We start from the raw sequence: 19,790 nt of genomic DNA on the forward strand, positions 1-19,790 counted from the left end.
CAAGCAGCACCTATAGCAGCGATACACCAAGAGAACTTATCAACTTGAAGCTGGCTGCCTTCATGGTAAGTTAACCTCTTTTCTTCTCTATACCCCTTAGCCGCTGATACATCAATTGTTTGATATAGAGTCTTTCCGTCCTTAACTTTAGTGCCTATTTCAGGCACAAATTCACGCTTACTATAGAGATCAAGTATCTTACTAAAGTGTTGAATTGCTATATCTTTTACATCTTCTAAAGGCAGTTTACCTTTCAAATCTTTTCGTTCCTTAAAAGTTTGAAATACAAAAGGCCACGAGTTGCTTTCTGTTTTCTCAAAAATTTTGGGATCTGGACCTTGCGGGGCATCTCCTTTTACATTTATAGTATAAGCATAACCGTGATCATGGATGAATATTGGAGTCTCATTCCCTAGGCCGCCTATTAGAAGAGACAGCCCATAAGCTCTGAAACAATCAAACATTTCAAATCCAGTTTTGTTAACAATGAATCTACGGCTCATGTGTAATTAATTTGTCAATTATTTTTAAATAAATTTTCGTCTTTAATTGCAAAGGATTCTCTGTCGCTTAAACGAAGTATTCTCGATATTATACAATATGCTGTAAAGGGCTTTAACGCCTCAAAGTTAAACATGCGTGTTTCTAACTTCTTATATGAGTTTTCTGATGTTCGTATTTCTGCTGGATCCACGTCTATTGAGTATTCTTCACATACTTCTCTGATTGCGCCTTTGTAATAACTTCTCCATCCAAGCTCATAGGGCAATATTTCTTCTGCCCTAGTGTGGTGATGGTGGGCCATAGCGAATTTGAACGCCAATGCAAAATATATGTTGGGAAGTAAACTCTTGAAAATGGGATAAATCGCGTCCGCAGATATTGTTGCATGAGGCGGGACTCTTTGTTGATAAGCTGTGTGAGCGAGCGGGGTGTCATCCTCTTGTATTCCTATACTTTTTTGCCATTTGATGTTAAGCTTCCCTAAATCGTGAAGAGCAACACTTATTGCCAGCAAACCTTCTGTAGTGCGTTGGTCAAGACCAATAATATCTGCTAACAAGCGAATGGGCCGCATCTCTTTTTCCTTAAGCCTTTTAAATGCTTGGAGGCACTTTCTTGAATGCTCAACCCATGTTTCCTCCTTATAATCATAGCTTAATGCCATCGGATCCCGCATCTTACTTTCTACGGGGTTAAGGACTGAACCCTTCTCACCCAAAATTAAACCCATTTTCGCATCATATTTTGCGTAATCCGAATGTATTATGCAAAACCCATATGGATATAATCTGCCATGAATTTTGAGGTCTACAGATGGTTTTCCATACTCGTCATGTTCAAAAACGACTTCCCAATATTTTGCCCTATTCAAATATCGTTCTAAGACTCTAATATCAACATTAAGCCATGGCATACATAAAAGTTCTTCATATTTTAATGTTTCAGGATTATCCCATATCGTTACATTTGTCCCTAAAATTTCACGGACATTTCTTTCTATTCCATACCGATCTCCTTTAAATGCGGCGTCACTTAAACTCAGCACCACCCTGTATCTGCACCGATCATCATTCATTATCGTCTTGAAAGTTTCGTTCAAGATGCTGTTCACAAATTCGAGTTCCTCTTTCCAATGGATTATCTTACCGTCAAGATTTTCTACAACATAATTTCTGCTTCGTTCAATCTCTATTCCGCCATACGGTGCAGGAAAAGCCACATCGTAAACTGCAACCTCACCATGCCCACCTTCACGTGCACACCGACCGATTCTTTGTACGAGCGCGTCAGGAGGTGCAAGCTCTGTCAGTAGTAAATCACAAGAAATATCTAGTCCAACTTCGCACACCTGTGTAGTTATTATTAACGATTTAACATTTTTGTCTCTAATGGATGCCTTCATATTTTTTTCAATTCTCTTTCTATCTTCATCCAAAAATCTAGAATGTAATAAATAGACGTCAAAATCTTGAGCCTTAAGCTGTTTTTCAACAGTTTCATAAATGTTTTGTGCGCGGTCTACAGTGTTACAAACAACCATGATTTTGCTATAAGTTTCTGCGGCCTTTATAACATCTTTTGCTTCAAGAATCTTGCTACACCACCTCAAAACGACATGTCGATCTCTCCTCTTAGGTATATCTTTTTCATTTCCTTCAATCACTTCAACTTTATTACCAAAGACGGGGTTATCCATAAACCACTCTATAAAGGATTCTGGCAATGTAGCGGACATAATTAAGAAGGGCAATCCCAACTTTGCTGCCCTCTCTAAAAGAACAAGCATACTTTGAAGACCTAATTCATAATCATAGACATGCGCTTCATCAAAGCATAGAAAGGAGGAGACAGCAGCTCCTGCGGGAATATTCCCAAAATGTACTGGTAAACTTAACGGAGTGCAACAATAGGCACCCACAGTCTGGTCGATAGTTGCAACTATGATATCGCTCCTGAAAAATGGATCTTTGGAGTTTGCTCCATGTTGAGGTGAAACTGTATACTTGCTTTCGGTTTTAGCTAAGCCTCTTGTTATACGTTCAGCAATATCCTCCACTAAAGCGCGGGTCGGTAACGAATAAACCAGTCTATTTGGCAAGATATTATCTAGGTCGAGAAGCATAGGAGCGTAGGCTGCCTCAGTTTTTCCAGACCCACATGGAGCGCGTAATATAACCGATTTCCCATTAACCAAGTTTTCGGCAGTCTTCAATTGATGGGGATAGGGCTTCCTTCCATCAAGAATTTTAAAGAAAACCTCCTTCAACAAACTTACCATATGGTTGTCACCTAATAGTTAAAGTATTGTTTTTGTCACGCCGTATCCTGCTGTTTTGTTTCCTCCTATGTTTGAGTATTCCGCATATTTAGCCAGCATAACCGTCACCCTATTCCATTCACTTTCCAAATCCCCCATCTCATAAGCACACCAACCAGTAAAACCCACAGCCTTCTTGTCCCGCATAACTGCCAATCTCGTCCCAAGCCTATACCCACAAACCCCAACATTCTTCGCCAACCACTCCTTATAAGCCAAAAACTCCTCTTTACCAAAACGTCTACCATCACTAAATTTGTTCCAAACACGCAAAAGCCCAGAAAAAACCCTCACGGCATCGGGAACATCCAACGATAACTGCTGCCCAAACACGGCAAATAAGTAGGAGTCTCAAAAACAAGCCTAAACCGCTCAACAGCTTTAGCGTCACGCTCCAAATCCCCATAGCTTTTGCTCTTAATGCTTAAAGAAGCTATGCGAAAAACAGCGTCAAAAATCATAACACTGTTCTGTTTCTCAAAAAACCTTAACACGTAACCCGCCAAATCATCCCTCAAAAACCTAAAATCCACACGACAGAGATAAGCAGGATCCAACATAAAACCCTTATCAACCCGCGAACCACTTCGGAAACGCAAAGGCGTAACACTATAAGGCTTAGAAACATCCAACTCATGCAAAACATCAGCCGAAATTGGATCCACCTGCTTAACAACATGCAACAACAAACCCCTAGCCACATGCCCAGTAAAAGACGGTAAAACAACACTCTTCTCACCATACAACTCCAAACCAACCTCAACAGGCAACCAAATCACTCCCACAATGGGATTCGCACATTAACCTTACACTAAATTACATACCATAAACAATAATTAAAACTTTAAGGGTAACTTCTGTTAGTTGCAGCTAAACGACATTGTTTTGCATTATGGTGGTGTTAGCCACGGTTCTGCTTGTTCTTTGTATGTTTGTCTCCAGCTTTCCCTGCTCTTGTTTATGTAGGCGCGTAACTGTTCGGGCAGCTTGTGGCCCATCCAGAATTCTATGTATAGCAGATCCACTTTGTGGTCGCTTAGGAACGTACGGAAGGCCGCTCTAAGCGAGTGGGGGCTGTAGGGGTTTCGGCCCTTAAGCGCACCTGCGAATTTCTGGGCGGTCTTGCGAAAATAAGCGTGTAAGGTTCTGGCGGATACATTGTAGATTGACGATGCATCCTCAAGCTTTCGGCTTGATAAATGTTCCTTAAGGAGCTTAACAGCTCAGCTGCCGAGAAACGTTATGAATTGCACGCCTGTTTTTCTCCTAGCTAAGTCGAGGCATAATGGGGTTATTCCTTTTTCAAACTCTCCTTTGATGTCGCGGTATGTCAGTGCCAGGAGGTCGGATAGGCTTAGACCACTTTGGAGGAGGGAGGCTGCGATGCTCCTATACATTGGCTTGTCCATGACTGCTATGAACTCGCCTATCTCCGCTAAAGTCCAAGGATGCTTCCTATGGATGGGCTTGGCTGGCGGAAGACGCACATAACGCAGGCTTATAGGTATATCATAATATTTTGCTAGGCTTTGGACAGCCCCAACATAAACCCTAATAGTCTTTGGCGCATAGCCGCGATTAGTAAGCCAAACCACAAAACCGTTCAAAACCACCACAGCTATGCGTCTCCTTTCACGCCTAGGCAAAAGTCTATCCCGCTCAACCCGATCCAAGAAATCCCGCAATGACCCTTGATCACTATAAAACTGTTCAAAAAGCTTCAGCCCTCGACCATAAACGTTACGAGTGCTGGACTCTAAAGCCGAAAGAAAACCCCTTAAATCCGCGTCATCCGAACACGCCAAACACAACACCAAAAATCATCCAAACCCAAAAATTAAAATCGCAACAATGGAAGATCGCAGAAACAATCTCTGAAAAATCAAGAAAACTTTAACTCTAACCCCGCTCAAAATATAAGTTAGGTGCCCCCAAATGAAAAACAGGTCAAAAAACAAGTGGGAGGGCACCAGAACTAGGGGTTCAAATCCCACCCCCCGCACTCAACCTCGTGACTAGCGCCTAAATTCTCGGTTTTTCCATTTTTTCTGCAAAGATGCAGCTAATTTTCCGCAAGTCATAAAAAATGAGGGGAAACTTAGTATAAAAATGGTGGAGAGATTATTAGTGAAAGTAATTGTTGTTTATGAGTCAAAGTATGGTAACACCAAACTTGTAGCGGAGACAGTCATAGAGGGCCTAAAAGAAGTTGGGGGGGATAGAAGCTTCCCTTAGTGAACTTAAAGAAATAGACCTAGACAAAATCCCCAACTATGGCGTAATTTTGCTTGGTTCCCCAAATCACATGGGCGGACCAACAAGGGGCATTAAAAGCTTTATCGATAAGCTCGGCAAGTTGCAACTTGAAGATAAAAAAAAGTTCGCAGTTTTCGACACGTATATGGGAAAAGACTTCGAAAAGGCAGTAAAAAAGATGGAGAAACGAATAAGTGAAAAGGCTCCGGGATTAAAACAGATAGTTCCTGGCTTATCAATAAAGTCTTGGGAATGAAAGGCCCCATCGCGGAGGGCGAATTTCAAAAATGCAAGGAATTTGGAAAAAAGATAGCAACTCAAATCGGGTTGATGGCGGAGTATGGTTAAGAAAGAAATTCATAGCTCAGGAAAACCGACCAAACCAAAAGCACAACCTTTGTAGCGCTCTTATGGACACTTCAGCCCGCTGGAAGATTTGTCTTGTGACACCTTAGCACAATTACGCCTGAGGGTCTCTTAGATGTGGAAGTTGCTCTAGTGATTATTCAGGCTATAAATGCGATGTCTTTGTGTTGAGGACGTGGAGGTTCATAGCTGCTGCTGGATTACTGTTGATGAGAAAATGGAGGTTCTGGGCAAGAGTCTTGTCAGTATTTTAACAACTTTTTGACATATGGGGAGTAACCATCCAATTCACCGCTACCATGGGCTTTGTGGTGCCAGCAATATCGCTTTTTGTACTTCTTGCTAAAAAGTCTCAACTACAAGAGAGGACGAGATAGCTAAAGCCATCTGCGACGCAGATTTTCTTTTATTATCGTAGTTTATTTGCTACATATGGAGCTAATAGAATAGTTAGCAGAACGAGGCTCCAGATTCTTCCTTCAAATAGATTGTAGTCCGCAAGAAGTTCCCCCCACGGATTTCCAAAAACATAATGCCCGGCAATGAATTCAAACGCAATTGTTGAGATCGGCTATATAGCACCCGTAGAGAATGCCTTAAAATCGCTGAGTTCAAGGTTGCTAATTCTTAAAATTGCATAAGTCGCGACAAGAACAACTGCCATAAATGCTATCGAACTTATTTGATGAGCAGCTAAATCACCGACCACTGGTTTGTATACTTTGTTCCGTATTACCGCATTGATTATTGCAAGAACCATAAAAAGCAACCATGCTCCAATTGTCACAATAACGAATTTTAAATTCATATTCTCAACATGCCAGCGAGGCACATAAAAATCCTACGCTAAAGACACGTCAGAAATCATATGCTCGTGTTTAAATTCTCGGAATTTAAACCTAACCCCCGTACCATCGCGTGTTCGGTCGTGGACACTATAAAGTGGCTTATGGAGGGCTGAGGAACCTGGCTGTAGAAGTCAAGAAGAACAATTAGAAGATTTATTGAGCATCTCTAAGCCGAGAGTTCTATGGAAGGGCCCAAGAAACGGAAGCGCGCTCCAAATCCTAAACAACTACGCCAAGATTTCCCGTAATGTTTCTCGACCTGGCAATAAGCTTTGTAAATTTAAGGATGAGCTTAGCAGACCCTGTGAGGAGGCATTATAGAGCGGAGAAGATGAACCAGACCCCGAAGCCTATGAGGAGGAGTGCACAAAAACCAAAGATCATCCTACAGGTCCTCCGACTCCAAAGCCGCTTCGACTTGAAGACGATGACAGAGAGGAATAAATACCAAGAGAAGTCGCAGAGCCAATGGATTATAGCGAAAAGTAGGAAACCTATCAGACCGAAAGCTGCTGAACTCATGATCAAGGCGGCCCCGACTGTAGCCCACCAAAGGAAGAAGTAAGGGTTCGCTCCTGTAGTAGCCGCCCCAACAGTCAGCGAGCCGTAGCGCACCTGTAGACCCCCTAACGGAAGCTCTCCCTTAAATCGGAGCATCTTCACCCCCATGAAGACCAGCATCCCACCGCCTACCAGCCCCACAGCCGCTTTCACGAGGCTTGAAGCGAAAAACTGGGCTAACCCTAGATATATTAAGACCATCAAGGGGAACTCAACAGCCCCATGGCCTAGGGCGACCAAGGCTCCAGCATTTCTATCCGCGTACCCCCTTGCAACTGTCGCGGCGAAGACAGGCCCAGGCATCACCACACCCGAGAGCGAGATGAAGACAACTGAGGCGAGAAACAAGTACAAGTTGTGTAGGACCTCCAAATTCTTCAGCCTTGACAGTATGGCTTAATTCTTTCTAGTTCTCTCAGAATTCTCGCCAGTCTCACTTTTGAGATTTTTGTCCTCTGCATTAGATCCTCCAGCGGGACGGTTTGGAGATCCTTTAGTAGCATGATACCAGCTCTCGAAAGCTTCTCAAGCGAATCCCTATTTACGGAGTTTAGGATTGTGACTGGATAAAGGCTCTTCTCCTCGATGAGTTTTTCCAACCCTCCTTCAGGGGGGTATCTCCAAGCTATTAGCCGCAAACCTCTGCACTCACAATAACTCCCAGCTTCTAACGACACCTTAGTGTTAGTTACGAGCCATGCGCCGTCTAAATGTTCGCAGATTCCTTTCTCAGAGCCTTACCTCAAGTCTAAGAGACGGGCATGAGTGTACAACGCTTCCTTCAAACCTGTATAGATTCCTCTAGAGTTATGATACTTGAACTCGACCATATACCTCTTCATACCGTGAGGCAGATCCTCCTCAACGATTACGTCAACCTCATGGTCAACGCACGCCCCCTCAGAACCACTCCAATCTTGGTTCGATACCCATAATGTCTCAGAATCTCGCCGATGTAAACCTCAAAAGGGAAACCTGACGGCCCCAGACGCATGATTGCATCCTTAAGCCTGAACCTGACAGCCGAGCTGTATTTGTATTTCTCCAGAATATGGTAGATTCGCCTGTAAATCTCTCTCGTGCTTATGCCATCATACACAAAATCTGAGACTCTCTCGACAATCTCCTCCACTGCCTCTAGCGGAGCCCCCGCCCTCAGGCATGCCTCTCTCACCTTATTGAGGTCAAGAGGCTCAATCTTGCCAGAAGCCTTAACCACGCGGATTACCATCTCTTAACCGCTGTCCCCAGAGTTTATGTGACTTCTCTAATTTACTCTCTTCGGTTGGTTTTGGTTTAGCTTAGACTTCTTTTCCAGCTTCAGAAAGGGGCAGATTCGATCTTTGGCTTTGGATGTTAGTATGGAGAAATTTTGTCGTTTTGATTTTCCCGAGTAGCCAAGCTGTTTTGGTTTGTTAGAAACATCGGATAGCCCCCGGTTGCCACATGTTTTGGGCAAGCTAAATTCCACTCATTGCACTATTTTGGCGGTTTTACCTTTCGAGAATGAAAGTCTTCTCATGACGGGGCCTATCCTCAATCTTATCGAGGAGCATCTCCATCTTATCCCCAACCGCAACTATTTTCAAGCCTTCTAGCATCTTCTCCGCCCTTTGAAGCTTCACAGAGCTCTCAGCGTATATGGTGAACAGAGACTCCCCTTGCTTCACTCTACTTCCTAGCTTCTTATTTAGGATTATTCCTGCACCTTTATCCCTCGGAGAGCCAGCGACCCTCGCAACCTCGACCAGTTTTGCGGTATCAATCCATAACACGTAACCTCCATTGCTTGAAAGTACGTTAGTGTGGTGGCTGCCTATGGCTATGTCTTCAGGCTTCACGTTCGAGTTCCCACCCTGCTCCGCTATTATCTCCCTTAACTTCTTCTCCGCCATACCAGAAGCTAAGATCTCGGTCGCTCTCTTCTGCCCAGCTTCAAGACCACACATCTCAAACAGTATCCCCGCCAGGTGAGTTGCCTTATCGATAAGGTCTGGTACAACCTTTCTACGCGACAAAACTTCAAGAGCTTCCTTGGCTTCTAGCGCTGGGCCTACAGCGTGCCCTATGGGTTGCTCCCCATACGTGATGGCACACTGCGTCCTTATATTTAGCCTCTTGCCTAACTCTATGAAATCCTTTGAAAGTAGGCTAGCGTCCCCTATAGTCTTGATCTTAGTTCCTCTTCCAGTCGGTATATCTATGACGAGGTGGTTCGCACCCACAGCCTTCTTCTTGCTCATGATTGAAGGAAGCAGGAGTGGATCTATGGATAGAGGATACTCCACCTGAACGAAGATGTCATCTGCAGGGGCTAGGTGTATAGCGCCCCCCCAAACAATGCATCCATTAGTCTTCTCCACAACCCTCCTCATCTCGTCAACGCTCAACTCAACATTCATCAGGGTTTCAGCTCTCTCCGCGCTTCCAGCTGCAGAAGTTATAGCTCGTGAAGAACTCTTTGGTATGCACAACCCAGCGGCTGCCACTATTGGAACAACCAACAGCGTGGTTTTGTCGCCGGGAACTCCGCCGATGGAGTGTTTATCTACTATAACTTCTTTGTCAAGTACCAGCGTATCTCCAGTCTCAACCATGGCGTTAGTCAGGCTCACAGCCTCATCCAGGTCTAAACCTTCTTTCGCCAAGGCTATTACGAAGGAGGTTATCTCAACCTCGCTTAGGGCGCCATTCACAACATCCTTGACGATCTCTCTTATCTCGTTAGAATCTAACTGCCTACCCCTCAGCTTATTTCTAATGTATTCAGTAGATCTTGGGAAGCCTACTGGTTCCACCTCTATTAGACCACCATCAGGTGCCCCTAGATATTTATACACCTCCTCGTAGAGGAATATCTCCCCCCTTGAGAGAAGCTCTGTGGCGGTGTTGACTATGGCCACCCGCTCCCTCAGATTATAACTCAGTTTAACTCTGCCTAGACTTCTCACACCCATGCTTTCCGCGTCCTCACGGTTCAACACAACTATCGGCTTCCCCCCCGACTCTAACCCGATACGCTTAACCTTGAAGTTCAACCTCACGACCCTTCCCTGATGAGTTTATCTTGAAGATCAGCATTAGATGACTATAAAACTACTACCTCAAAACCATCTATGGCAGGGCGAGTTAATAAATGGAAACACTTTATCACCCGGAGGCATTAAGTATCGCGGAAGATATTAAAAACATGAAAATTAGGGGCGCGGGGAGAGTTGCGAGAGCAGCTGTGAAGGCGTTGCTTTTTACAGCGCGCCACTCTAAGGCCACAAACACCGACTCCCTCATAAAAGAACTTGAATCAACCGCGAAAATGCTGATGGAAACCAGGCCCACCGCGGTAAGTCTGCCAAATGGACTCAGATACGTTTTGAAGCGAGTCTCCGACGCTAAGGGTTACGCGGAGAGTACGGACGCAATTAGAAAGATAACTAGTAACGCTGCTTTACAGTTCATCGCCGAGTCGAAGCGGGCTGTAGAGAGAATCGGGGAGATCGGAGCTAGAAGAATAGGTAACGGCGATACAATATTGACCCACTGCAACTCTGAGGCCGCAATATCTATAATAGCTACAGCTTGGAGGCAAGGTAAAGATATACGTGTCTTTGCAACTGAAACTAGACCCAGGTTGCAAGGGAGAACTACCGTGAGAAGATTGGGCAGGGAGGGGATTCCAACCACACTTATAATAGACAGTGCTGCCAGACATTTCATGAACAAAGTGGACAAAGTTGTTGTAGGATCTGATGCTGTAGCAGCAAATGGGGCTGTAGTAAACAAGATAGGCACTAGCATGATCGCCCTCGCGGCTAAGGAGGCACGGACACCTTTCTACGTAGCCGCTGAGACCTATAAGTTCAGCCCAGCCACCACGCTCGGGGAACTTATTAGGATAGAGGAGAGGGACGCTTCAGAGGTCATTCCAAAAGGCACCTTGCAAAGTTTAAAGAATGTAACGGTGAGGAACCCTTCCTTCGACGTGACACCCCCCCAGTACATTGATCTCATAATAACCGAGAAGGGCGTAATACCTCCTCAGTATGCCATATCCGTGATACAACAAGAGTTCGGATGGGCGCTCTTTGAAGAAGGTGAACGCCCAATAACCCCGGAAGACGAGTAATGAGGTGAAACCAGTGGGATACATTGATTTTGTAGATTTGAAGTATATCCCTGCAGCCAGTGATCTGATATGTAAGTTTTACGTTGAACCTCAAGGATTAAGCCTCGAGGAAGCGGCAGGTGGGGTCGCGGCTGAGAGTTCTGTCGGGACATGGACAGAACTTGGAACTATGAGAGAATATGCTTGGAAACTACACGCTACAGTCTTCGAGATCAAAGGCAACCATGTGACGATAGCCTACCCAGCAGAACTTTTCGAGAAAAGTAACATGCCTAACATACTTAGCAGTATAGCGGGGAACGTCTTCGGACTTGCCGCCTTAAAGAATCTGAGGCTAGTCGACATTCAGATCCCGAGAGAGCTGGTTAAGAGCTTTAAAGGGCCAAGATACGGGATTGAAGGAATACGGAGAATCCTTAAAGTGCCTAAGAGACCGCTTGTGGGAACTATTATCAAACCAAAGTTGGGTTTAAACCCCGGCGACCACGCCGAGGTTGCTTACGAAGCCTGGTCTGGCGGCTGCGACATTGTAAAGGATGATGAGAACTTGGCCAGTCAACGCTTTAACAGGTTTGCAACGCGACTGCGTGAGACACTTAGGAGGAGGGATCGTGCTGAGAAGGAGACCGGAGAGAGGAAGATGTACCTTGTCAACATCACAGCAGAAACTGAGGAGATGCTGAGGAGGGCCCAGCTTGTTAAGGATAGCGGTGGCGAATATGTGATGATAGACATATTGACCTGCGGTTTCGCCAGCGTTCAGACTCTGAGGGATATGAATCTAGGGCTGGTTCTCCACGGCCACAGGGCGGGGCACGCCGCCTTCACGAGGAACCCAAAGCACGGGATATCGATGAGGGTCATCTCACGCATTGGAAGAATCATCGGGCTCGATCAGCTCCATGTAGGAGCAGCCGTGGGCAAGATGTCGGAGGAGAGAGATGAAGTTCTTGAGAACGTTCAGGCGCTAAAGGGGGAGTTATACGGCCTTAAAAGAGTTCTTCCCGTGGCTTCAGGTGGGCTCCACCCCCGCCTCGTCCCCTCCCTCGTGGAGATCTTCGGGAATGATGTTGTGATCCAAGCTGGAGGCGGGATCCACGGTCATAAAGATGGAACCTACGCCGGAGCCAGAGCTATGAGACAGGCCATAGATGCTACAGTAGAAGGGATAACCCTCGCCGAGTATGCAAATAGCCATGGCGAACTGCGGGCGGCGTTGAATACTTGGCCGGCTTGACGGCTAGAGTATAACGGCTTTAATCCTGAAATGTTTAGGGGAGATATGTGCCGAAGCCCCCCACCCACTAAGGAGCTGGGAAGAGCTTGTTTATCGGCATCTCGCTAACCCTGTAGCGATGTTAATGAAGTTTGATGGTAGCTTCTGCATAGCTCGGTGTTCTTATATCGCGTTCACTTGCCGTCTCCTTGACTACCCCGAAGCCTTCAGGGTTAAATGTGAACTGAGAAAAAATGGCTAAGACATACCTTTTTGCATATAACTCTCTCAGACTTACCATTATCTTCATCTACGCATATGAGCGGGAAAACTAGGTTGGGGTATACTAAAGGTAATCTTTTTAATGAGCTAGAGACATTTAGAGAGGACGTAAATCCTTAGGGGCGATAATTTGGTGGCTACACCATACGAGGTGCCGGCTGACAAGCTGATTGAGATGCTTTCTAAACATCTAGCCGAGAATGTTGAGGCCGTAAATCCGCCGCAGTGGGCCGCCTACGTTAAGACTGGAGCCCACGCTCAACGCCCCCCGGATGCGGATGACTGGTGGTATACTAGGTGTGCTTCACTTCTGAGAAAACTATACATCCACGGGCCTATTGGTGTCTCGAGGTTGCGTTTAGAGTATGGAGGGAGGAGAACTGGTAGAGCATCAAGACCTGAGCGCTTCCGCCGAGGGGGAGGAGCTATTTTGAGGAGGGCTCTCCAACAGCTCGAGTTAGCCGGTCTCGTGAAGACTTCGAAGAGAGGGCGCTCACTTACCACTGAAGGTAAAAGTTTACTGGAGCAGGTTGCTGGGAAGATTAAGATCGAGATGGAGAAGATCATGCAGGCAGGAGGTTAACCTGTGGTATGGCGGAAGAAGAACTTGAGCGGTTGAAGCAGCAGCGCCTCATCGATCTGAGGAGGAGGATAGCCGAGGAGGAAGCTAGAGCTAGAGCTGAAGCTGAAAAGCAGGCTGCTCTAAGGGTGGTTTTGACGGCGGAGGCTAGACAGCGTCTGGCGAACATAAGGATGGTGAGACCTGATTTTGCAGAGCAACTAGAGTTGCAGCTAATCCAGCTTGCTCAGGAAGGCAGGCTTCAAATTCCAGTTACAGATGAGAAGTTGAGGGAGCTTCTTGATAAGGTGAGCTCTCGAAAGAGGGAGATAAGCATTAGGAGATATTGAGGAGACCTAAAGTGGCGAGATATAAGACGCTATCTAAGAAGATTAAGTTGGCCAAAGAGTTTAAGAAAGCAAATCCTGTCCCAGCTTGGATTATCGCCAAAACGAGGGGAAGAGTCCGCCGGACACCTACTAGGAGACATTGGCGAAGGGTCAAGATAAAGATCTGAAGGGTTATGGACGCTTGACGCTAGGATGAGAGAGGGAGACCAAACAATGGAGACCGGTATGGAAGAGAAGACTGAAAAAGTAGCTGAGGAGACGACTCGTTCAAAGAAGGGGGAGGTTAAGGAGGTAAGGGAAGCCGAACCGGCTAAAGTAAAGAAGGATAAGGCTAAAGAGATGGAAGAGGAGATTCTCGAGGAGAAGATTTACACAATCCCTCTCGGGCGTGTATGGAACATCCAACAGCCCTATAGGACACCGAAGTCGATCAAACTTGTGAGAGATTACGTAAAGAGACATATGAAAGTTGACGTGGTAAAGCTCCACGACGGGTTGAATCGCTTCATGTGGCGGAGAGGAATAGAAAAACCGCCACGCCGAGTACGTGTAAGAGCCACGAAGGATAAGGAAGGAAATGTCACGGTATACCTGGCTGAGGGGAAGGAGTCGCGTGCCCCTTAAGTCAGCCTGCGTCGTGGTTTCAAGGACATCCGTTTAACGTTGCCGCAGCTTAAGCAAGTTATGGTGAGGTGGGGCTCCCTTCTCTGCTGTATTCTGACTCTGCAGTTTGAGTTAGGTAGGAGGAAAGTTTTACATTTTTTACAGATCAGAAGCTTCCACTTCCTCGGAATTCTAACCCTACATTTCATCCCTACATGGCGGGCCATCTCACTGTAACGTTGAGCAAGCTTAGGATCTTGGTTATAGATTTCTAGAGCCAACTTGAATAGCGCCTCTACAGTCTGCTCCGCCAACTGTCTACGATCCCTTCTCTCGCCCAATCCCAAATCGACCGACCCTTAATAGTGGAAGCCACATAATATCTAAAGCTTAGGCGGGTGGTTTGATGTTAACCTTGATCATAGCAGAGTCTGCGTTAGAGGTTATCCCTGAAGAGATTAGGGGTGACCCTCGAATTCTAGCATACTCTAAGAGAGCCGGGAAGGATCCGTGCCGGATGTTGTTGGACAAGTCTTATCACTATGCGGCAATGGGACGCATCGACCAGAAAGAGAAGCGTGGTAGACCTGACATCGTCCACCTAACACTCTTAGAAGCGTTAGGCTCACCCCTCAACTTAGAGGGTCTACTCCAAACCTATGTTCACACTATTAACGATCAGACTATCACCATCAACCCAAAAACCAGAATCCCAAGAAACTATAACCGCTTTGTGGGGTTGATGGAGCAGCTCTTTCAGACCGGGAAAACTCCGATGAGAGGCGATGTGTTACTTGAACTTAAAAAGGCTGAGCTGAAGAGTTTGATCAAGTCGATCGGGGCCTCTTACGTATATGCCTTCAGCAGAGTTGGAAGGCCGGCCACTGTGAAAGAGATCGGGGTGCTCCTGAGAGATCGAAGGAACCCCGCAATTTTAGTCGGCGGTTTCCCGAAGGGCCATCTTACACCCAAAACATTGGAAGCAGCGAATGACTGTTTCTGCGTAGACCCTTCTCCATTAGACGCGTGGGTAGTAGTTTCAAGAGTCATATCAGCTTACGAAGAGGCAATAGGACTACCTGAACGGCGGCTGAGCAGGATTCGAAGGTAACGGGGGTTATTTTTATTCGTAGACGAATGTGCCCCCCTCCAAAAAGGATGACTCCGCTCGGATCCCGCAGACTCGTCTCCATATTGACGATGAGAGCTCAGAGAGCCTCCCTAGTTGCCTCTCACATCGAAACATTATCTATTAGAAACTGAAGATCAAAAGCATAACCAGTTCACCGAGGAATTTTTAGAGTGTATAAGTATAGAATTAGGCGCCGCAAAGCGTGAGCGGCATATAAGCCCTGACAGGCTGAGTACACTAGCTCGGCGCAAGGAATTCGGTGATCCGCGTCTGGAGGAGCAGCTGCCTCAAGACTGTACTATTAGCAATCCAAGTTTTGAGGGGTATGGCAAGATGCCTCGTTGCGTGAGCCAGCGCGGCCTCGAGGCTATCAAATTTCTCAGGGGCGGCTCTAAGGGCTCTCCGGACACTCTCCCTAACGTTCCAAACACCCACAGGGAGAACATAGCCGGGGTGGATCTCCCTCAGCAGGAGGGCGGCTGCTTGCCTCCGCTCTACGCTGAGCTTCTCGGCTGTGGCTAACCGTGCGGAGTAGTAGCAGCCGCCTACACTAGCGTAAGTCCTTCGCCCTCCCCAATCTTCCCAGTCGCCCATTATCGCTGGGGCAGCCCCGTTGGCGTTCCATGTTGTGCCTGGAAACCACGCCTCAATCCACTCGAAGCGCCATGTGTAAGGCATAAGGAAGACTACGAACCTGTTGTCGAGGTTTGTGTAGGTGTAAACCCTGTACTCGTTGATCGTCTCGTATTGTTTGATCTCCTTGATGAGGTGGAGGGATAGAATACTGTCGATGGCTGTTATGCTCCACCTCGTCGGCACTAGCTTCCTACTGGACCTCAGCCCTAACATCCCCAAGCTGAAGGGGCGTTGGATCCTCGTCACCGCAACGCCTTCCTTATAGAGTTGGACAACCGCCTCAGACGCCCTCAGATCGCCGTCAGAGAAAACCTTCTCAACCCGCCAGTCCGTTTTGATATTTGGCACGTTGAAGAATCTGAGAGGGGCTGAAGGGCCGAACGGTTGCGAATTGTCGTCAAGAGTTAAAACTCGCCGAGGCGTCTTGGCGAAGGTGGCCTCAGCTTCCGTGGGGGAGATACCCATCGCTAACTCTTGAAGCTTATCGAGGATTCGCCCTCCTTTGCTCGCGTCATCTACGGAAGCTCTGATCTTGCCTCTGATTAGAGAGAAACGGTAGTCTATTATCTCGCTAATCGATAATCCTATCCACCGTTCTGGGGTGTCTAAAATCTCCGTATCGCCGAAGTAAGGTGGCATCATAGGGCCGAAGGCGACCTTAGGGTAGCCTACGTGACCTACAAAGACACTTGGAGGAGATGAACCTTCAATATGTTCAGAGGCAATTAGTGGAGTTAGCTTGGCTAGCGCCTTAGCCTTGGCGGCTATTGGGCAGAAGGGCTTGCCGCAGAGCATCCTTCCCCCTTTACAGAGGAGACAGATGGAAACTTTCGGCTGTATGAACTCAATACCTTCTAGAAACTCGAACCCCTTAAACTCCTCTTCGGAGAAAATTCTGCGTTGCTGGAGGAGCTCTCTAATGTGTGGCATGAATCTTCAGTAGTACTCTTTATTAGTCAAGAATTTAAGGAATTACCGCGTGCCCCAAAGTTTGAGTTCTAAGGGTTTGTCGTGATGGTAGCTTTACCAGGCTGAGGTGGAACTCGTGAGAATATGTGACCGAATATTTTTCTATCCTGGCTCCGAGTCTGACATCCTAAGCTCCAACACATACTTGATAAACGATAAGGTCTTAGCAGTTGTAGACCCCGGTAGCATAAGCCGGCTGGACACTCTACTCAAACACTTCAGGGAGGATAGAGTAAACGTTGAAGATCTAGAGCTGATAATCAACACGCACAGCCACTTCGACCACTGCGGAGCGAACTTCCACCTTCAGAGGGCCTCGAGAGCGAAAATAGCAATGCACGAATTGGAAGAGAAGTTTCTAGCTAATTCGCGGAGTATAGCGCTCAGGTTCGGAGACATGATGCCTACATTCAAGGTTGACCGACGCCTTCGGGATGGAGAAAAGCTCGTCACTGGAGACCTAATCTTTGAGGTAGTTCATACCCCAGGCCACACGCCTGGCGGTATTTGCCTCTACGAACCAAGCCTCAAGCTCCTTTTCTCAGGCGACACCATATTCCCTTACGGAAATATCGGAAGGACAGACCTCCCGGGAGGAGACCCCGCTCAGCTTGCAAAGTCGATAAGGCGACTCACCGGGTTAGATGTGAGGATACTTGCCCCAGGTCACATGAATATAGTTACTGAGGCTGTGAATGAGCAGATTGAAGCCTCCTTGAGAAACGCTGAACTGCTATTATGACCGAAGATAGACGACCTCCCTCCATACGGAGAATTGTCTAAAAACTAACCTTTGTAGGTAGACTCTTTTGGAAGGCAAGCTAAGGCTCTAGTAGATGTCGTTGAAGTAGCTTCTCCATGTAGCGCGGCACACTAGCAGGCTCAACCACCCCATCCTCTGTTATTATGCCCGAGATCAGACTAGGTGGGGTTATGTCGAAATACAAATTTCTGACGGTCATACTTGGCGGGAAGCTATCCAGCACATCTGATGGGTCCCTCTCCTCGAGTATAGGTTCTTCGCCAAGATAGTTTCTAACATCGAACTTGGAGAACTCACAAACCGCATAGAACGGGATACCCTTATCCTTCGCGGCCAACGCAATCAAATAAGTTCCCACCTTATTGACTAGTGAGCCATCGGCGAGTACGCTATCCGCACCAACTAACACCATGTCAGCTTCAGTAATGAAGTGGCCAACTGCTGCGTCGGTGATTAGCGTTACGGGTACCCCTACCGTTGAAAGCTCAGCTGCAACCTCTCTTCCCTCGCAGAGCGGCCTTGACTCTGAAACTACGACTCTCATCCTTCTCCCTTCCGAGGCTACCTGCTTGAATGTCTCAATAACCATCGAGCTGTTGCTATGCGTTAGCACTGTGTACCCGTCGCCAATATTTCTACACGCTTCCCTCACAGCCTTCTTCGAAGACAGCTCTAAACCTTTAACCGCCTCCTCGACCTCCCGTGCAACTGAGATTTTTAGTGAAGCCAAACTCGTAGCTTTAAGTCTTAAAATTCGGGAGCACAGGAGATCTATAATGTTAGCAATTGAACACATGCTGGGTTTAAGGTTTCTAAGCCTCTCAGCTGTCTCCTCGAGGCGCCGCAAACATTCCTCGGGAGCCCCCAGCTCGCATGCATCCGCAGCTAACCTCAAAGTCTGAGCGGCTTCCACTGCAAGTTGCCGTGCACCCCGCTTTCTATCAGATGCTATCTCCCAGAGTTTCCTAGCGACATCCGGGCTTGGTGGAAGTCTAGCGTCAAACTTAACCCTCATAAGCGCCTGCCGGAGCATGGGCACAGTTTCGTATAGGTCTATCTCCTCCGGTTTTATCCACCGGTATTCCTCGTTCTCCCAGTTTACCGTTATACTTGGCTTGTCAGCCTTGAAGAGATAGGGATACACAACCCATAGAACATTTTTCTCCTTGTCGGGAACTAGCAGGAGCTTACCTTTAACGGCTAGGTGAACTTCCCGAGCGTTGAGACCTACCTCCTCTTGGATCTCTATTAGCGCCCTGCTCGAAGGGTCTTCGTTCCCCTCAATATAGCCGCTGACCCCGGCCCACTTGCCCTTGAAAGTTCCAACCCTACCGCTCCGTTTGAGAATTAAAATCAGCCCGTTATATTCGAGGAAAACTGTTACAACTTTTCTCAGCTCCAAAGGTCCAACCTCCGATTCAGAGTAACAAGCCTCCTTAAAACCTGAGAATTAGGTTAAAACGACAACTGAGGAGGCGCGCCTAGGAAGTGCAAAGGGGATACAATAATAACATGAGGATACGTATCGCCTATTTCAGGTTATGATTATGTTGTCTATGTCGTAGTATCTTTTCACAAGGTATCTGCCTCTCTCAGCCTTCTCTCCACCTCGGCCGATAGCTGCACCCTTGTCCCTAGGATCTACCGTGACGACAGCTATCTTCCTGCCATCGAGCTTCTCGGTTATACGAATCTCCTTTATCCTCGCCGGGCTGAAAAGATTCTTTATGAACTCAGTAGGGGTCTCAGCATACTCAACTATCTCAATATCTCTCCCAGTCATCCTCTTAAGCGCCTTCACCTTTGACCCCCCTTCCCCTATGGCTAAACCCGCTTCATTAGGCTTAGTCACGAAGATAATTCTGTTACTATTCTTGTCAATGAGACAGTCTCGGGAGGTGGCTCCAGTTACACTCTCGAAAAGTGCAATGTAACGCATCTCGTCAGCTGTGAGCTTTATCTTATTTGATATCAACACCCTTCACCAACCTCATGAGAGTTTCACTTTCCCCGATCTCCGCCAAAGCCATTGCTGCAACCGTATGAGTTCTACTACATGCGACCCCCAGATCGGTGCTTGAACTCGGATATTGAAATACAGGCGTATTCGACAGTTTCGCGAGCATGTTTACCTCAGCTCTAACTTTCTCAGGACAATTTGAAGCTAATATAACAAGTTTAGCCTTCCCACTTTTCAGCATCTCCAAGGCCTGTTTGCAGCCAAACCTAGCCTTACCCGCCTTTAACGCCATCAAGATGGCTTTATTCATATATGACATTCTTACACCGCCCTAAACCACACCCT

25 protein-coding genes are annotated in these 19,790 nt (G+C 46.8%); 10 read left to right on the forward strand and 15 right to left on the reverse strand.

Annotation, left to right across the window (positions count from 1 at the left end; all coding sequences use genetic code 11):
* The 5 genes from QXJ75_01120 to QXJ75_01140 form a co-directional block, all read right to left on the reverse strand.
* Positions 1-503: hypothetical protein (locus tag QXJ75_01120; protein ID MEM3736681.1), on the reverse strand; the 503-nt coding region annotated here is incomplete at its 3' end.
* A 14-nt stretch (positions 504-517) separates the two neighbouring features.
* On the reverse strand, positions 518-2,782 hold the full coding sequence (cas3, locus tag QXJ75_01125) for a CRISPR-associated helicase Cas3' (GenBank protein ID MEM3736682.1): 2,265 nt from the start codon (positions 2,780-2,782) through the stop codon (positions 518-520).
* Between the two features lie 18 nt (positions 2,783-2,800).
* A complete protein-coding gene (gene cas6 / locus QXJ75_01130) occupies positions 2,801-3,154 on the reverse strand; it encodes a CRISPR system precrRNA processing endoribonuclease RAMP protein Cas6 (GenBank protein MEM3736683.1) in 354 nt (117 codons plus the stop codon).
* Entirely contained in the window at positions 3,112-3,591 is a 480-nt protein-coding gene (locus tag QXJ75_01135; GenBank protein ID MEM3736684.1) for a hypothetical protein, read from the reverse strand. Before QXJ75_01135 ends, cas6 begins: the two co-directional genes overlap by 43 nt.
* Positions 3,592-4,044: 453 nt before the next feature.
* A complete protein-coding gene (locus QXJ75_01140; protein MEM3736685.1) occupies positions 4,045-4,467 on the reverse strand; it encodes a hypothetical protein in 423 nt (140 codons plus the stop codon).
* Positions 4,468-4,930: 463 nt separating this feature from the next.
* Here QXJ75_01140 and QXJ75_01145 point away from each other — a divergent pair, with 463 nt between their 5' ends.
* Complete coding sequence (locus QXJ75_01145; protein MEM3736686.1) at positions 4,931-5,056, forward strand: hypothetical protein; 126 nt, start codon at positions 4,931-4,933, stop codon at positions 5,054-5,056.
* The gene (locus QXJ75_01150) at positions 5,031-5,333 is read left to right on the forward strand and encodes a hypothetical protein (protein ID MEM3736687.1); all 303 of its coding nucleotides are present in this window, start codon (positions 5,031-5,033) and stop codon (positions 5,331-5,333) included. The genes QXJ75_01145 and QXJ75_01150 overlap by 26 nt, the downstream gene beginning before the upstream one ends.
* A gap of 1,273 nt (positions 5,334-6,606) precedes the next feature.
* Here the strand turns inward: QXJ75_01150 and QXJ75_01155 are convergent.
* The 4 genes from QXJ75_01155 to QXJ75_01170 form a co-directional block, all read right to left on the reverse strand.
* Positions 6,607-7,224, reverse strand: coding sequence for a LysE family transporter (locus tag QXJ75_01155; GenBank protein MEM3736688.1), 618 nt, complete (start codon positions 7,222-7,224; stop codon positions 6,607-6,609).
* Positions 7,225-7,229: 5 nt separating this feature from the next.
* On the reverse strand, positions 7,230-7,529 hold the full coding sequence (locus tag QXJ75_01160) for a hypothetical protein (GenBank protein ID MEM3736689.1): 300 nt from the start codon (positions 7,527-7,529) through the stop codon (positions 7,230-7,232).
* A gap of 191 nt (positions 7,530-7,720) precedes the next feature.
* The gene (locus QXJ75_01165; GenBank protein ID MEM3736690.1) at positions 7,721-8,083 is read right to left on the reverse strand and encodes an ATP cone domain-containing protein; all 363 of its coding nucleotides are present in this window, start codon (positions 8,081-8,083) and stop codon (positions 7,721-7,723) included.
* 262 nt (positions 8,084-8,345) lie between these two features.
* Positions 8,346-9,890 carry an AMP phosphorylase gene (locus QXJ75_01170; GenBank protein ID MEM3736691.1) on the reverse strand — a complete coding sequence of 515 codons (1,545 nt, stop codon included), beginning with the start codon at positions 9,888-9,890 and terminating at the stop codon, positions 8,346-8,348.
* A 98-nt stretch (positions 9,891-9,988) separates the two neighbouring features.
* Between QXJ75_01170 and QXJ75_01175 the strand changes: the two genes are divergently transcribed.
* A complete protein-coding gene (locus QXJ75_01175) occupies positions 9,989-10,975 on the forward strand; it encodes a ribose 1,5-bisphosphate isomerase (GenBank protein ID MEM3736692.1) in 987 nt (328 codons plus the stop codon).
* Between the two features lie 4 nt (positions 10,976-10,979).
* A complete protein-coding gene (rbcL, locus tag QXJ75_01180) occupies positions 10,980-12,212 on the forward strand; it encodes a type III ribulose-bisphosphate carboxylase (protein ID MEM3736693.1) in 1,233 nt (410 codons plus the stop codon).
* 121 nt (positions 12,213-12,333) lie between these two features.
* Here rbcL and QXJ75_01185 read toward each other — a convergent pair whose 3' ends face one another.
* Complete coding sequence (locus QXJ75_01185; protein ID MEM3736694.1) at positions 12,334-12,501, reverse strand: hypothetical protein; 168 nt, start codon at positions 12,499-12,501, stop codon at positions 12,334-12,336.
* A gap of 105 nt (positions 12,502-12,606) precedes the next feature.
* On the opposite strand from QXJ75_01185, the gene QXJ75_01190 reads away from it, so the two are divergent.
* From QXJ75_01190 to QXJ75_01205, 4 genes are read left to right on the forward strand one after another with little or no spacing between them, the layout of a single operon-like run.
* A complete protein-coding gene (locus QXJ75_01190; protein ID MEM3736695.1) occupies positions 12,607-13,056 on the forward strand; it encodes a 30S ribosomal protein S19e in 450 nt (149 codons plus the stop codon).
* Positions 13,057-13,064: 8 nt separating this feature from the next.
* Positions 13,065-13,382, forward strand: coding sequence for a DNA-binding protein (locus tag QXJ75_01195; GenBank protein MEM3736696.1), 318 nt, complete (start codon positions 13,065-13,067; stop codon positions 13,380-13,382).
* Positions 13,383-13,393: 11 nt separating this feature from the next.
* On the forward strand, positions 13,394-13,549 hold the full coding sequence (locus QXJ75_01200; GenBank protein ID MEM3736697.1) for a 50S ribosomal protein L39e: 156 nt from the start codon (positions 13,394-13,396) through the stop codon (positions 13,547-13,549).
* Between the two features lie 25 nt (positions 13,550-13,574).
* Complete coding sequence (locus QXJ75_01205) at positions 13,575-14,006, forward strand: 50S ribosomal protein L31e (GenBank protein MEM3736698.1); 432 nt, start codon at positions 13,575-13,577, stop codon at positions 14,004-14,006.
* Here the strand turns inward: QXJ75_01205 and QXJ75_01210 are convergent.
* Complete coding sequence (locus QXJ75_01210) at positions 14,003-14,332, reverse strand: ribonuclease P (protein ID MEM3736699.1); 330 nt, start codon at positions 14,330-14,332, stop codon at positions 14,003-14,005. The two genes, QXJ75_01205 and QXJ75_01210, sit on opposite strands and share 4 nt — an antisense overlap.
* A 59-nt stretch (positions 14,333-14,391) precedes the next feature.
* Between QXJ75_01210 and QXJ75_01215 the strand changes: the two genes are divergently transcribed.
* On the forward strand, positions 14,392-15,096 hold the full coding sequence (locus QXJ75_01215; protein ID MEM3736700.1) for a 16S rRNA methyltransferase: 705 nt from the start codon (positions 14,392-14,394) through the stop codon (positions 15,094-15,096).
* 258 nt (positions 15,097-15,354) lie between these two features.
* On the opposite strand, the gene QXJ75_01220 is transcribed toward QXJ75_01215, so the two are convergent.
* A complete protein-coding gene (locus tag QXJ75_01220; GenBank protein ID MEM3736701.1) occupies positions 15,355-16,683 on the reverse strand; it encodes an Nre family DNA repair protein in 1,329 nt (442 codons plus the stop codon).
* 115 nt (positions 16,684-16,798) lie between these two features.
* Between QXJ75_01220 and QXJ75_01225 the strand changes: the two genes are divergently transcribed.
* A complete protein-coding gene (locus QXJ75_01225; protein ID MEM3736702.1) occupies positions 16,799-17,464 on the forward strand; it encodes an MBL fold metallo-hydrolase in 666 nt (221 codons plus the stop codon).
* Between the two features lie 79 nt (positions 17,465-17,543).
* Here QXJ75_01225 and QXJ75_01230 read toward each other — a convergent pair whose 3' ends face one another.
* The 3 genes from QXJ75_01230 to QXJ75_01240 form a co-directional block, all read right to left on the reverse strand.
* Positions 17,544-18,887, reverse strand: coding sequence for an S-methyl-5-thioribose-1-phosphate isomerase (locus QXJ75_01230; protein ID MEM3736703.1), 1,344 nt, complete (start codon positions 18,885-18,887; stop codon positions 17,544-17,546).
* 132 nt (positions 18,888-19,019) lie between these two features.
* Positions 19,020-19,463, reverse strand: coding sequence for a NusA-like transcription termination signal-binding factor (locus QXJ75_01235; protein ID MEM3736704.1), 444 nt, complete (start codon positions 19,461-19,463; stop codon positions 19,020-19,022).
* Positions 19,447-19,764 (reverse strand): 50S ribosomal protein L30e, encoded by a 318-nt coding sequence (locus tag QXJ75_01240; protein MEM3736705.1) that lies wholly within the window; start codon positions 19,762-19,764, stop codon positions 19,447-19,449. Before QXJ75_01240 ends, QXJ75_01235 begins: the two co-directional genes overlap by 17 nt.
* Positions 19,765-19,790: the final 26 nt, after the last annotated feature.

The sequence above is a fragment of the Candidatus Bathyarchaeia archaeon genome (genome assembly GCA_038883335.1).
Classification (GTDB): domain Archaea; phylum Thermoproteota; class Bathyarchaeia; order Hecatellales; family Hecatellaceae; genus JAVZMI01.